Raw genomic sequence first — 13,418 nt, forward strand, 5'->3', positions numbered from 1 at the left:
CGGTCATCCGGACGTCGTCGGGGAAGCGGCGTCCGGATGACCGTCTTCTTGTGCGGGGGCGCCGTCCTGCGCGTCTGGCTCACGCGACACTCGCCGTGTGGTCGCCGCCCTCGCGGCACACCGCGCGGGTCGCGGCGACGCGGCGCGGGTGACCGCCGTCCGCCGTCCTGGCCCACGCCCCACCGCGAGCCAGCCCAGCTGATCCCAGCCGGCCCCCGCCGGTGTGTTACAGCGGGATGTTGCCGTGCGCGCCGCGTCCGGACGGCGCCGCGGCGAGGGCCTGCACGAGCCGGCGCCGGGTCTGGCTCGGCTCGACCACCTCGTCGACGACGCCGATCTCGCGGGCGCGGTTGACCCCGCCGGCGATCCGCTCGTGCTCGGCGGCCAGCTGCGCGTGCAGCGCCTCGCGCTCCCCGGGCGGCGCGGCGGCCAGCTTCTTGCGGTGCAGGATGCCCACGGCCGCCTTGGCGCCCATGACGGCGACCTCGGCGCCCGGCCAGGCGAACACCGCCGTGGCGCCCAGTGAGCGCGAGTTCATCGCGATGTAGGCGCCGCCGTAGGACTTGCGGGTCACCAGGGTCACCCGTGGCACCACGGCCTCGGCGAAGGCGTGCAGCAGCTTCGCCCCGCGGCGCACGACGCCGTCCCACTCCTGGCCGACCCCGGGCAGGTAGCCGGGGACGTCGACCAGCACCACGAGCGGCACGCCGAACGCGTCGCACATGCGCACGAACCGCGCCGCCTTCTCGGCTGACGCGGAGTCCAGGCAGCCGCCCAGCCGGAGCGGGTTGTTGGCGATCACGCCGACGGTCCGCCCGGCCAGCCGGCCCAGCGTGGTGACGATGTTCGGCGCGAACCGCGGGTGCAGTTCCAGGCCGGGGGCGTCGAGGACGGCGGCCACCAGCGGCTTGACGTCGTAGGCGCGCTGCGGCTGCTCCGGCAGCAGCGCCCGCAGGTCGACGTCCGGCTCGTCCTCGGCCGGGGCGAACGCGCCCTGGCCGGCGAGCAGGTCCACGGTCCGCCGCGCGGTCTCCAGCGCCTCGGCCTCGGAATCGGTCACCACGTGGACGACGCCGGAGCGGCGGCCGTGGGTGTCCGGGCCGCCGAGCCGCTCCATGTCGACGTCCTCGCCGGTGACCGAGCGGACGACGTCCGGCCCGGTGACGAACACCCGCCCGGCCGGGCCCATGATCACCAGGTCGGTGAGGGCCGGGCCGTAGGCGGCGCCGCCGGCGGCCGGGCCGAGGACGACGGAGACCTGCGGCACCCGGCCCGAGGCCCGCACCATCGCCGCGAAGACCTCGCCGACGGCGTGCAGCGCGGTCACGCCCTCGGCCAGCCGGGCGCCGCCCGAGTGCCAGATCCCCACGACCGGGACGCGCTCGCGCACGGCGGTGTCGATCGCGTCGACGATGTGCCGGCAGCCGTCGACGCCCATGGCGCCGCCCATGACGGTCGCGTCGGTGCAGAACGCGACGGCCGGCGCCCCGCACACGGTGCCGCGGGCGGCCACCACCCCGGAGCCGTCCCGGCCGGCCAGCAGCCGCAGGGACCCCTCGTCGAAGAACCGCAGCAGGCGGTCCTCGGGGTCTCGGGGGTCCGTGGCAGTCGACGTCGGGGGAGCGGCGTGCAGGGTTGTCACGGAACCTCCGGGACCGGGGACGGGTCAGGCGGTGGTGAAGACCAGCGCGATGTTGTGCCCGCCGAAGCCGAACGAGTCGTTGACGGCGGCGGACAGCTGCGCCTTGCGGGGCTCGTGCCGCACGATGTCGAGCGCCTGGACGGCGGCGTCGTCGTCCGGGTCGTCGAGGTTCGCCGTCGCCGGCACGATCTGGTCGCGCAGCGCCAGGATGGTGAACACCGACTCCAGCGCGCCGGCGGCGCCGAGCAGGTGGCCGGTCTGGCTCTTGGTCGCGGTGACCAGGACGTGCTCGCCGATCGCGTTGCGGATCGCGGCCGCCTCGGCGGTGTCGCCCACCGGCGTGGAGGTGGCGTGCGCGTTGACGTGCCCGACGTCGGACGGCGACAGGCCGGCGTCGCGCAGCGCGGCGCCGATGGCGCGGCCGGCGCCCTCGCCCTCCGGGTGCGGGGCGACCAGGTCGTAGCCGTCGGCGGTGGCGCCGGCCCCGGCCAGCCGGGCGTGCACGGTGGCGCCGCGGGAGGACGCCGCATCGGCCCGCTCGAGCACCAGCGCCGCGGCGCCCTCGCCGAGCACGAAGCCGTCGCGCGACTTGTCGAACGGCCGCGAGGCGCGCTCGGGCTCGTCGTTGCGGGTGCTCATCGCCCGCATCGCCGCGAAGCCGGCCATCGGCAGCGGGTGGACGCACGCCTCGGCGCCGCCCACCAGGACGACGTCCGCCCGGTCGAAGCGCAGCAGGTCCAGCCCCCAGCGGATCGCCTCGGCGCCCGACGCGCACGCGCTGACCGGCGCGTGCACGCCGCCCTTGGCGCCGATCGCCAGGCCGACCGCGGCCGCCGGGCCGTTGGGCATGAGCATCGGGATGGTGAAGGGGGAGACCCGCTTGGGCCCCTTCTGCTCGAGGACGTCGTCCTGACCGAGCAGGGTGAGCGCCCCGCCGATGCCGGTGCCGAAGACCACCGCGATCCGCTCCGGTGCGACGCCGGCGTCGGCCGCGCCGGACGCGGCCCAGGCCTCCTGGGCGGCGACCACCGCGGCCTGCTGGCTGCGGTCGAGCCGCCGTGCCCGGACCCGGTCGATCTGCTCGACCGGGTCGGTGACCATGCGGGCGACCAGCTGGGCCGGGTACTCCTTGATCCAGTCGTCGGTGATCCGGCTGACCCCCGACCGCCCGGCCAGCAGCGCCTCCCACGTGCTGGCCACGTCCCCGCCGAGCGGCGTGGTGGCGCCGAGGCCGGTGACGACGACGTCACTGGTTGACGTGCTCATCGCAAATTCCTCTCAGATGGCCGGGCGGCCGGTCGGTGACGTACGGGAACGGCCCCGCTGCAGAGGCCGTGAGGCCCCGTCCCGGGTCCCGCCCTGAGCGTGCGAAGGGTGGGGAGGGCGGGGTCCTTCTGCTACTGGTTCTTCTCGATGTAGCTCATCGCGTCGCCGACGGTCTTGATGTTGCCCAGCTCGTCGTCGGGGATCGCGACGCCGAACTTGTCCTCGACGGCGGTGGCGATCTCGACCATCGACAGCGAGTCGACGTCGAGGTCGTCGGTGAAGGACTTCTCAGGGGTGGCGTCGGCAGGCGTCACGCCGGCCACCTCCTCCAGGATCTCGGCGAGCCCGGCCTGGATCTCCTGGGTGCTGGCCAACGTGGGGTCCTCTCTCTCGGAAGGTGGCGACGTCCTCGGTGGTCCGTCGCCGTCGTCCGGGACGGGTGTCCCGGCTCACTGCAAGGGTGGTACGTGGCTAGGGAAGTCGCAGGACCTGGCCCGCGAAGGTCAGCCCGGCGCCGTAGCCGAGCACCAACGCGAGGTCGCCCGACTTGGCCTCCCCGGACTCCAGCAGCGCCGACAGGGCGAGCGGGATGGACGCCGCGGAGGTGTTGCCGGCCTGGACGATGTCGCGGGCGATGACCGTGCGCTCAGGCAGGCCGAGCTTCTTGGTCATCGACTCGATGATGCGCAGGTTGGCCTGGTGCGGGGCGAAGACGTCGATGTCCTCGGGGCCGACGCCGGCGGCTTCCATGGCTTGCGCCAGGGCCACGGTCAATTTCGTCGTCGCCCACCGGTACACCGCCTGCCCGGCCATGGTCATGGTCGCGCTGCCGGCTGCGATCTCGATCGCGTTGTGCTGGTCGCCGTCGCTGCCCCAGGCGACCGGGCCGATCCCGGGCTCGTCGGAGGCGCCGACCACCGCCGCGCCGGCGCCGTCGGCGAAGATCACCGCGGTGGACCGGTCGGTCAGGTCGGTGACGTCGGTCAGCCGCTCGACCCCGACGACGAGCGCGTTGCGGGCCGAGCCGGTGCGGATCGCGTCGTTGACCAGGCCGAGGGAGTAGCAGAAGCCGGCGCAGCCGGCGTTGAGGTCGAACGAGCCCGGCCGCGGGACACCCAGCCGGTAGGCGATCTGCGGGCCGATGCCGGGGATCGGTGCCCGCAGGCTGGCGCTGGCCGCCACCACCAGGTCGATCTCGTCGGGCGCGAGGCCGCTGGCCGCGATGGCCTTGCCGCCGGCGGCGACCGCCATCTCGACGAGTGACTCGTCCTCTCCCGCCCAGCGGCGCTCGGCGATGCCGACCCGGCTCTGGATCCACTCGTCGTTGGTGTCCATCACCTGGGAGAGTTCGTCGTTGGTGACCCGCCGGCGGGGCCGGTAGCCGCCGATCCCGAGGATGCGGGCACCGGGCGCCCCCTGCCGCTGCTGGATGGTCACTGCGACACCTCCGGGTAGAGACGGGCCAACGGGTCCCCGGCGTCGACCAGGTCTCCGTCGTGCACGAGCCACTCCGCCAGTACCCCGTCGTAGCCGGCCGAGACGTTGACCTCCTCGCGGCGGCTGCGCACCGAGCCCAGCAGCGTGCCGGCGGGGAGGCGGGTGCCCTCGGCGAGGTCGGCGGGGCTCACCGTGCCCCGGGCGGGGGCGACGACGATCCGCCAGCCGAAGACGCTGCCGGCGTCAGCCACGGCCGGCCGCCAGCAGCTCGCGGGCGCGGTCGAGGTCGGCCGGGCCGGTGACGGCGAGGATCTCGATGTCGGCGCCCTTCCACTCGCGCTTGGCCAGGCCGGCCAGCGCGCCGGCCGGCGGCAGCTCGATGGCCGCGGTGACGCCCAGCTCGCGCATCGTGGCCAGGCACGCGTCGAAGCGGACGGGGCTGGTGACCTGGCTGACCAGGCGGGCGAGCGCCTCGGCGCCGCTGCCGACCGCCGCGCCGTCGGCGTTGGAGAGCAGCCGCCGGCTCGGGTCGGCCGGGCGCAGCCCGCCGACGAGCCCCTCGAGCTGCTCGCGGGCCGGCGCCATGTACTCGGTGTGGAAGGCGCCGGCCACCGACAGCGGCATCACCCGGGCCTTGGCCGGCGGGTCGGCCTTGAGCGCGGCCAGCCCCTCGAGCGGCCCCGCGACGACGACCTGGCCGCCGCCGTTGTAGTTCGCGGCCACGAGGCCGTGCTTGTCCAGCGCGACCGGCAGCTCGTCGGGGTCGCCGCCCAGGACGGCGGCCATGCCGGTCGGCGTCCGCGCGCAGGCGGCGGCCATCGCCCGGCCGCGGACGGCGGTCAGCGCGATCGCGGCCTCGACGCTCAGCACGCCCGCCAGGGCGGCGGCGGTCAGCTCACCGACGCTGTGGCCGGCGACGACGACGTCCTGGCTCGGCTGCGCACCCGGCTCGGGCAGCCCGCCCAGCTCGCGGGCGATGAACAGGCTCATCGCCACCACGAGCGGCTGGGTGACCGCGGTGTCCTTGATCGCCTCGGCGTCGCCCGTGGTGCCGAGGGTCAGCAGGTCGGCGTCGGCGATCGCACCGGCCCAGCGGAAGAAGGACTCCGCGCCGGGCAGGTCGAGCCAGTCGGTGAGCATCCCGGGTTTCTGGGCACCCTGTCCGGGGGCGAGAACGGCCAGCACGTGCTTCACCGTGCCAAAGATCAACGACTCCCGCGCCCCGGAGCGGTACGAAAGCACACCGCTGATCTTTGGAGGGTTCCCACAAATCGGGCTCGGTCAGAGGCCGGTTCGGTGCCGATTCGTGGTAGAGACCACACGTCTCAGTGCCACAGAGAACTGTCCCGCCCGAGCTGTGACAGGGCGAGCGCCACCTGCAGCGTCCAGCTGCCGCGCGGATCGGTCGCCGACAGCCCGGTCAGCTCGGCGGCCCGCTTGAGCCGGTACCTGACCGTGTTCGGGTGCACGAACAGCGCCCGTGCGCTGGCCTCCAGGTTGCCGCCGCCGGCCAGCACGGCCCGCACCGTCTCGAGCACCTCGCCGCCGGCCGCCTGCAGGGGCGCGGCGATCCGCTCGTTGAGGGCCGTGCGGGCCAGCGGGTCGCCGTCCAGGGCGCGCTCGGCGAGCAGCGCGTCGGCCGGGACCGGCCGCGGCGCGCCCGGCCACGCCGGGGCGGCGTGCAGCCCGGCGAGCGCGGCCGCCGCGGACTCCGCCGCCCGGCTGAGCCCGTCCACCCGCGGTCCGGTCACCACCGGCCCGGGCCCGAACTCGTCGGAGAGCCGCTCGGCGACCGCCTCCAGGTCCTCGTGCCCCCCGAGGACGACGACGAGCTGGTCGGCGTGCACCCCGACCAGCACCTCGCTGCGCATCGACCGGGCGACCCGGCGGACGACGGAGTGCGCGTCGACCCCGCTCGGGGCGTTGCCGACGAGGACGACGACCGGGCTCATCGTCGCCCAGCCCAGCGCGGCCGCCCGGCCGGGCAGCTCCTCGGACCGCTCGCCGCGGACCAGCGCATCGACCACCAGGGCCTCGAGCCGGGCGTCCCACGCGCCGCGGTTCTCGGCGAAGCTGGCGTAGACGTGCGCGGTGGCGAAGGCGACCTCGCGGCTGAAGGTCAGCACCGCGACCCGCAGCGCCTCGGCGTCCCCGGGCTCGGCGACGGAGGCCACGTGGTCGTCCATCACCTCGACGGTCACCTTGATCAGGTCGACGGTCTGGCGCAGCGGGACGGCGCGGACCAGCTCCCGCGGCGCCGCGCCGAACACCTCGCCGGTGAGCCGGGGCGGGCGGCTGGGGTTGCGGCACCACTCCACGAGCGAGGCGATGCCGTGCTGCGCGACGAGCATGACCCAGGAGCGCTGGTCGGCCGGCATCGTGCGGAACCAGGTCAGCTGCTCGTCCATGCGCGCCACGGCCTGGGTGGCGAGCGCGCCCGATGCCCGCTCGAGCCGCCGCAGCGTCGCCTCGCTCGGTGGGTGGTTGCTCACCCGGGACACGGTGCCTCCCCGTCGCGGTCGTTCCCCTTCCAGCGTGTCACGTGCGGCCGGGGCGGGGAGAGTGGACCCGTGGACGTTCCCCCGGACGGTGCGCCGCGGGCCACCCGCCGGCATGCCCTGATCGCGGCCGTGGCCGGCTACGTCGTCGTCGCCCTGCTCGGGCTCGGCGTCCTGGTCCACTTCGGCCCGCAGCTGCGCCTCGACGGCGCGGTGAGCGAGGCGCTCTACGCCGGCGACGACCGCGCCGCGGGCCTGAACGAGCTGCTGCAGGTGCTGACCGCGCCCGGGCTCACGCTCTTCCGCGTGGTCGCGCTGCTGCCGGTGGCCCTCTGGCTGGTGTTCCGGCGGGCCTGGTGGGTCGCGGCCTGGGTGCTCACCGCGACCGTGCTGGTCGGGCCGCTGAACACGGTGCTCAAGGAGTTCTTCGGCCGGTTGCGGCCGCACTTCGAGAAGGGCGGCGACCGGCTGGCGTCGCTTAGCTTCCCGAGCGGCCACTCCTCGGGCGTGGCCACCCTCGTCACCGTCGTCCTGCTGCTGGTGTGGCCACTGCTCGCCCGGCCGGTCCGCCGCACCTGCCTGGCGCTGGGGGTCGCGCTCGTCCTCCTGGTGGGGCTGACGCGGATGTGGCTGGGCGTGCACTTCCTCACCGACGTCGTGGGCGGCTGGGCGTTCGGGGTGGCCTGGACGCTGACGGTGGCGCTGGCGTTCGGCGCGCTGCCCGGCGGGCGGGCCGCGCTGCCGGTCCGGCGGGACGCGCTCGTCGTCGAGGAGGAGCCGTGAGCCTCGAGCAGGACGTCGTCCTCACCGCGGACGACGGCTCCCTCGGGCCGCTGCTGCGGCTGGCCGACGACCGGCTGGCGCCCGGCGCCGGCTACGGGCGGCACGAGCACCGCGCGGTCGACGTCGTGGCCGTCGTCGTCTCCGGGTCGGTGCGGCACGCGTGGGGGCCCGGCGCGCGGCTGGGCGCCGGGGACGTGGCCGTGCTGCGCGCCGGCGCCGGCCTGGAGCACGACGAGGTGGCCGGCGAGGACGGGGCCCGGCTGCTGCAGACCTACCTGCGGGCGGCCGAGCCCGCGGCCGAGCCGGCGCACGACGTGCATCCGCAGCCGGCCGGCTGGGTGGACCTCGGGCGGGCCGACGCGCGGCTGTGGGTGCACCGGCCCACGGCGGGGGAGGTCGCCGACGTCCCACCCGGCCTGCTCGTGGTGGCCGGACGGGGGGCGACCGCCACGCACGAGCAGCCCGGCGGGCCGTTCCGTGCGACCGACCCCGCGCTGCTGCTCGTGTGGCAGCTGGACCGGCAACGCCCCGACTGGGCCGCCTTCTGATCCGGCGGCGAGACTGGGGCCATGCCGACCAGCGCCTCGGACCTGCTCGCCGCCGCCTACTCCGACGCCGACCGCACCATCGACCTGCGCCGGCGGCTGCACCGGCAGCCGGAGATCGGGCTGCACCTGCCGAGGACCCAGGCGACGGTCGTGGAGGCGCTCGCGGACCTGCCGATCGAGGTGACGACGGGGCGGTCCACCAGCTCGGTGGTCGGCGTGCTGCGCGGGGCCCGGCCAGGCCCGACGTTCCTGCTGCGCGGCGACATGGACGCCCTGCCGGTGCACGAGGACTCCGGGCTGCCCTTCGCCTCCGAGGTGCCCGGCGCCATGCACGCCTGCGGGCACGACACCCACGTGGCGATGCTGCTGGGCGCGGCCCGGCTGCTGGCCGAGCGGCGCGACGAGCTCGCCGGGCAGGTCGTGTTCATGGCCCAGCCGGGGGAGGAGGGCTTCCACGGGGCGCGGTACATGCTCGAGGAGGGCCTGCTGCAGGCGGTGCCGGAGGCCCCGGTCACCGGCGCCTTCGCGCTGCACATCTCCTCGTCGTTCGCCAGCGGCACGATCAACGTGCGGCCGGGGCCGATGATGGCCGCCGCCGACCAGTGGCGGATCACCGTCCGCGGCCGCGGGGGGCACGCCTCGATGCCCTACGCCGCCAACGACCCCATCCCGGTGGCCGCGGAGATCGTGCTGGCGCTGCAGACGCTGGTGACCCGGCGCGTGGACGTGTTCGACCCCGCCGTCGTCACGGTGGCGCACATCGAGGCCGGCTCGACCAACAACGTCATCCCGGACTCCGCGTTCCTGGAGGGCACGATCCGCACCCTCTCGCCGTCGACGCGGGCCGCGGTGGTCGCGGCGGTGCAGCGGGTGGCGACCGCGATCGCCGGCGCGCACGAGATGACCGTCGAGTTCGAGCACGTCGAGGGCTATCCGGTGACCGCCAACGACGCGGGGGCGACCGCGCAGGTCCTCGACACCGCGGCCTCGCTGCTCGGCCCGCAGGCCAGCGTGCTCATGTCGGACCCGCTCATGGGCGCCGAGGACTTCTCCTACGTGCTGCAGCGGGTGCCGGGCGCCCTGGCGTTCCTCGGCGCCTGCCCGCCCGGGCTGGAGCCGGAGGACGCGCCGCCCAACCACTCCAACCTGGTCGTCTTCGACGAGGAGCCGCTCCCGGCCGGCGTCGCCCTCTACGCCCGCATGGCCCTGGACGCCCTCGCCGGCTGATGCGGAGTGGATCCGTCGGCGTCACGCCGACGGATCCACTCCGCTCACCAGCGCGAGGACGTCGGCGGCGCAGCCCCAGGAGAGCGTGACGCCGGCGCCGCCGTGCCCGTAGCAGGCGATCACCGGGCGGCCGTCGACGACGGTCCGGTCCAGCCGCACCGTCGGCCGCCCGGGCCGCAGCCCGACCGCGCGGGAGAGCACCGGCTGCCCGCGCAGCGCCGGCACCAGCGCGCACGCCCGCGCGAGGATCGCCGCCTCGACCGCCGGATCGGGTTCGGTGCCGGTCGCGCCCGCGACGGCGGTGCCGCCGCAGACGACGTCGCTGCCGCGGGGCACCACGTAGGTCAGCCCGGCGGGGTTGTCCTCGTCGAGCACCCAGCCGTCCAGCCCCGGATCGGCCAGCCGGACCACCTGCCCCTGCACCGGCACGAGCGAGTCGTCGCCGAGCAGGGCGCCCGAGGTCAGGCCGGCGGCCACCACGACGACGTCGCCGGGCACGTCGGCCAGGCGGTCCATCCGCCGCCGGACCACCTCGACGCCGGCGGTCCGGCACGCGCCCAGCAGCCACGGCAGGTAGCGGTTCATGTCGGCCACCGGGAGGGCGCAGCGCGTTCCCGCGGGAACGCCCGGTGGCAGCTCCGCCGCCGTCGCCGGCCGGTGCCCGGGCACGCCGGGCGCCCACCAGAGGTCGGGCTCGGGGGTCCGGGAGACGACGGTGCCCGGGCGCAGCGTCACGCCGGTGGCGGGGTCGCCGGCCAGGTCGGTGAGCACGCCGAGCGTCGTCGTCCCCCAGCGCAGGACGGCATCGGCCGGCGCCGCGGCGTACGGGAACCACACCGCGGCGGCGACCGCCGACGTCGTCCGTTCGACCGGGTCGGCCGTGACGACCCGCACCCCGTGGCCGGCGCGGGCCAGCTCCAGGGCGCAGGTGAGCCCGACGACCCCACCACCGACGACGGTGACCTCGCGGTCACCGCCGCCGGCCACGGTTTTCAGGTCGCGGGGCTCTCGTCCGCCCGCTGCTCCTCCGGCGCCGCCTGGACGTTGCGGATCTGGTACTTCTCGACCGCCTGCCGGACGACGTCCCGGTCGAGCATGTTCCAGTCGGCCAGCGAGGCGAGCGTCCGGACGACGATCGACTCGGCGTCGACGTGGAAGTACCGGCGCAGCGCCGGGCGGGTGTCGGACAGGCCGAACCCGTCGGTGCCCAGGGACTTCAGGCCGTTGGGCGCGTAGGGCGCGATCAGGTCGGGGACGGCGCGCATCCAGTCCGACACCGCCACGACCGGGCCCTCCGCCTCCTGCAGCCGCCGGGTCACGTACGGCACCCGCGGCTCCTCCTCGGGGTGCAGGAGGTTGTGCTTCTCCGCCTCGTCGGCCTCCCGGCGCAGCTCCGTCCAGGAGGTCACCGACCAGACGTCGGCCGAGACGCCCCAGTCGTTCGCCAGCAGCTCCTGCGCCCGCAGCGCCCACGGCACCGCGACGCCGGAGGCGAGGATCTGCGCCTTCTTGCCGCCGTCGACCTGCGGGCCCTCGGCGTAGCGGTACATGCCGGCCAGCAGCCCCTGCAGGTCGACGTTCTCCGGCTCGGCCGGCTGCTGGAACGGCTCGTTGTAGACGGTCAGGTAGTAGAAGACGTCGGGGCTGCGATGCCCGCCGAGCGGCGCGCCCGGGTCGTTGCCGTACATCCGCAGCAGCGCGTCCTTGGTGATGTGCGCGACCTCGTAGGAGAACGCCGGGTCGTAGCTCACCACCGCGGGGTTGGTGTGCGCGAGCAGCAGCGAGTGCCCGTCCTCGTGCTGCAGGCCCTCGCCGTTGAGCGTCGTCCGCCCGGCGGTGGCGCCGAGCAGGAAGCCGCGGGCCATCTGGTCGCCGGCGGCCCAGAAGGCGTCGCCGGTCCGCTGGAACCCGAACATCGAGTAGAAGATGTAGATCGGGATCATGTGCTCGCCGTGCGTGGCGTAGGAGGTCCCGACGGCGGTGAACGAGGCCGCGGAGCCCGCCTCGTTGATGCCCTCGTGCAGGATCTGGCCCTGCTCGGACTCCTTGTAGGCCAGCATCAGCTCGCGGTCGACCGAGGTGTAGCGCTGGCCGTGCGGCGAGTAGATCTTCTGCGTCGGGAACAGCGAGTCCATGCCGAAGGTGCGGGCCTCGTCCGGGATGACCGGCACGAAGCGCGGGCCGAGCTCGGGGTCCTTGATGAGCTCCTTGAGCAGGCGGACGAACGCCATCGTCGTCGCCACCTCCTGCTTGCCGGAGCCCCGGCGCAGGACGTCGAGCGCCTTGTCCTCCGGCGCCTTGAGCGGCTTGGCGTCGGTCCGGCGCCGCGGCACCGATCCGCCGAGGGCCCGGCGCCGCTCGTGCATGTACTGCATCTCGTCGGACTCGGCGTCGGGCTTGTAGTACGGCGGCAGGGTCTTGTCGAGCGCCTCGTCGGGGATTGGCAGGTAGAGCCGGTCACGGAAGGCGGCGAGGTCCTCCGCGGTCAGCTTCTTCATCTGGTGCGTGGAGTTGCGGCCCTCGAAGTGGCTGCCGAGCGTCCAACCCTTGATCGTCTTGGCGAGGATGACCGTCGGCTGGCCCTTGTGCTCCACCGCCGCCTTGTAGGCCGCGTAGAGCTTGCGGTAGTCGTGCCCGCCGCGGGAGAGGTCCCAGATCTCCTTGTCGGACATCCCCTCGACCATCTTGCGGGTGCGCGGGTCCCGGCCGAAGAAGTGCTCGCGGACGAAGGCGCCGTCCTCGGCCTTGTAGGTCTGGTAGTCGCCGTCCGGGGTCTGGTTCATCAGGTTGACCAGCGCGCCGTCGCGGTCGGCGGCCAGCAGCGCGTCCCACTCCCGGCCCCAGATGACCTTGATGACGTTCCAGCCGGCGCCGCGGAAGAACGACTCCAGCTCCTGGATCACCTTGCCGTTGCCGCGGACGGGGCCGTCGAGGCGCTGCAGGTTGCAGTTGATGACGAAGGTGAGGTTGTCCAGCTCCTCGCGGGCGGCCAGGCCGATGGCGCCGAGCGACTCGGGCTCGTCCATCTCGCCGTCGCCGAGGAACGCCCAGACGTGCTGGTCCGAGGTGTCCTTGATGCCGCGGTTGTGCAGGTAGCGGTTGAACCGGGCCTGGTAGATCGCGTTGATCGGGCCCAGGCCCATGGAGACGGTGGGGTACTCCCAGAACTCCGGCATCAGCCGCGGGTGGGGGTAGGAGGACAGCCCGCCGCCGGGGTGGCTGACCTCCTGCCGGAACCCGTCCATCTGGTGCTCGGAGAGCCGGCCCTCGAGGAAGGCGCGCGCGTAGATGCCGGGGGAGGCGTGCCCCTGGAACCAGATCTGGTCGCCGCCGCCGGGGTGGTCCTTGCCGCGGAAGAAGTGGTTGAAGCCGACCTCGTACAGCGACGCCGACGAGGCGTAGGAGGAGATGTGCCCGCCGACGGCGATCCCGGGCCGCTGCGCACGGTGGACCATGATCGCGGCGTTCCACCGGATGTAGGCCCGGATCCGCTTCTCGACGAACTCGTCGCCGGGGAAGTAGGGCTCGCGCTCCGGCGGGATCGTGTTGATGTAGTCGGTGCTGCGCAGCGAGGGGACGCCGACCCGCTGTTCCCGGCTGCGCTCGAGCATCTTGAGCATCAGGTACCGCGCCCGGGTCCGCCCCGCGTGGTCGACGACCGCGTCGAGGGACTCGACCCACTCCTGGGTCTCGTCGGGATCGGTGTCGACCAGCTGGCTGGGCAGACCTGCGGTGATGACCGCGCGGGGGGTGGTGGCGTCGCGGGCGGTGTCGCCGTCCGGCTGCTGCGGTGCGCTCATGTCCTTATCGTCTCCCGTCAGGGGTTCCGCGTCACGTGAGGGCCCGGTGTCCAGCCGGTACGCGCTCGTACCAACGGACGACGGTGTTCCGCGTCGCTCGTGGACGGGCTTGCGCCGCGCCGGGCATGCCCTACGCTTCCGCCAACGGTCGCCCGGCGGACGGGCCCGTTCCCGGGCATCCGGGCCGTTTCGGGCCGGACGGCGGGTCCGATGCAGG

At 74.6% G+C, this 13,418-nt stretch carries 12 protein-coding genes; 3 read left to right on the forward strand and 9 right to left on the reverse strand.

Going from position 1 to position 13,418, the window contains the following annotated elements:
• Positions 1–226 precede the first annotated feature (226 nt).
• The 7 genes from AB3388_RS10170 to AB3388_RS10200 form a co-directional block, all read right to left on the reverse strand.
• Positions 227–1,642, reverse strand: a complete 1,416-nt coding sequence (locus AB3388_RS10170; RefSeq protein WP_495410647.1) for an acyl-CoA carboxylase subunit beta — start codon at positions 1,640–1,642, stop codon at positions 227–229.
• Positions 1,643–1,666: 24 nt separating this feature from the next.
• Entirely contained in the window at positions 1,667–2,908 is a 1,242-nt protein-coding gene (locus AB3388_RS10175; RefSeq protein WP_495410648.1) for a beta-ketoacyl-[acyl-carrier-protein] synthase family protein, read from the reverse strand.
• Between the two features lie 131 nt (positions 2,909–3,039).
• On the reverse strand, positions 3,040–3,282 hold the full coding sequence (locus AB3388_RS10180; protein WP_495410649.1) for an acyl carrier protein: 243 nt from the start codon (positions 3,280–3,282) through the stop codon (positions 3,040–3,042).
• Between the two features lie 97 nt (positions 3,283–3,379).
• Positions 3,380–4,345, reverse strand: coding sequence for a beta-ketoacyl-ACP synthase III (locus AB3388_RS10185; RefSeq protein ID WP_495410650.1), 966 nt, complete (start codon positions 4,343–4,345; stop codon positions 3,380–3,382).
• Positions 4,342–4,596, reverse strand: coding sequence for a hypothetical protein (locus tag AB3388_RS10190; RefSeq protein WP_495410651.1), 255 nt, complete (start codon positions 4,594–4,596; stop codon positions 4,342–4,344). The genes AB3388_RS10185 and AB3388_RS10190 overlap by 4 nt, the downstream gene beginning before the upstream one ends.
• On the reverse strand, positions 4,589–5,539 hold the full coding sequence (locus tag AB3388_RS10195; protein ID WP_495410652.1) for an ACP S-malonyltransferase: 951 nt from the start codon (positions 5,537–5,539) through the stop codon (positions 4,589–4,591). Before AB3388_RS10195 ends, AB3388_RS10190 begins: the two co-directional genes overlap by 8 nt.
• Positions 5,540–5,670: 131 nt before the next feature.
• Complete coding sequence (locus AB3388_RS10200; RefSeq protein WP_495410653.1) at positions 5,671–6,837, reverse strand: PucR family transcriptional regulator; 1,167 nt, start codon at positions 6,835–6,837, stop codon at positions 5,671–5,673.
• Positions 6,838–6,915: 78 nt separating this feature from the next.
• Here AB3388_RS10200 and AB3388_RS10205 point away from each other — a divergent pair, with 78 nt between their 5' ends.
• The 3 genes from AB3388_RS10205 to AB3388_RS10215 are packed head-to-tail and all read left to right on the forward strand — an operon-like array spanning position 6,916 to position 9,401.
• Complete coding sequence (locus tag AB3388_RS10205; protein ID WP_495410654.1) at positions 6,916–7,626, forward strand: phosphatase PAP2 family protein; 711 nt, start codon at positions 6,916–6,918, stop codon at positions 7,624–7,626.
• Complete coding sequence (locus tag AB3388_RS10210) at positions 7,623–8,174, forward strand: pirin family protein (protein WP_495410655.1); 552 nt, start codon at positions 7,623–7,625, stop codon at positions 8,172–8,174. Before AB3388_RS10205 ends, AB3388_RS10210 begins: the two co-directional genes overlap by 4 nt.
• 21 nt (positions 8,175–8,195) lie before the next feature.
• Positions 8,196–9,401 carry a M20 metallopeptidase family protein gene (locus AB3388_RS10215; protein ID WP_495410656.1) on the forward strand — a complete coding sequence of 402 codons (1,206 nt, stop codon included), beginning with the start codon at positions 8,196–8,198 and terminating at the stop codon, positions 9,399–9,401.
• A 21-nt stretch (positions 9,402–9,422) separates the two neighbouring features.
• Here AB3388_RS10215 and AB3388_RS10220 read toward each other — a convergent pair whose 3' ends face one another.
• Together AB3388_RS10220 and aceE are read right to left on the reverse strand one after the other, a co-directional pair.
• Positions 9,423–10,388, reverse strand: coding sequence for an FAD-dependent oxidoreductase (locus AB3388_RS10220; protein ID WP_495410657.1), 966 nt, complete (start codon positions 10,386–10,388; stop codon positions 9,423–9,425).
• Positions 10,389–10,393: 5 nt separating this feature from the next.
• The gene (aceE, locus tag AB3388_RS10225) at positions 10,394–13,201 is read right to left on the reverse strand and encodes a pyruvate dehydrogenase (acetyl-transferring), homodimeric type (RefSeq protein ID WP_495410658.1); all 2,808 of its coding nucleotides are present in this window, start codon (positions 13,199–13,201) and stop codon (positions 10,394–10,396) included.
• Positions 13,202–13,418: the final 217 nt, after the last annotated feature.

The organism is Geodermatophilus sp. SMS 5-13 (genome assembly GCF_059428245.1).

Bases quoted from the DNA above. Each gene is read 5' to 3' on its own strand.
- AB3388_RS10175 (WP_495410648.1), bottom strand. From the start codon at position 2,908: ATGAGCACGTCAACCAGTGACGTCGTCGTCACCGGCCTCGGCGCCACC.
- AB3388_RS10215 (WP_495410656.1), top strand. From the start codon at position 8,196: ATGCCGACCAGCGCCTCGGACCTGCTCGCCGCCGCCTACTCCGACGCC.
- aceE (WP_495410658.1), bottom strand. From the start codon at position 13,201: ATGAGCGCACCGCAGCAGCCGGACGGCGACACCGCCCGCGACGCCACC.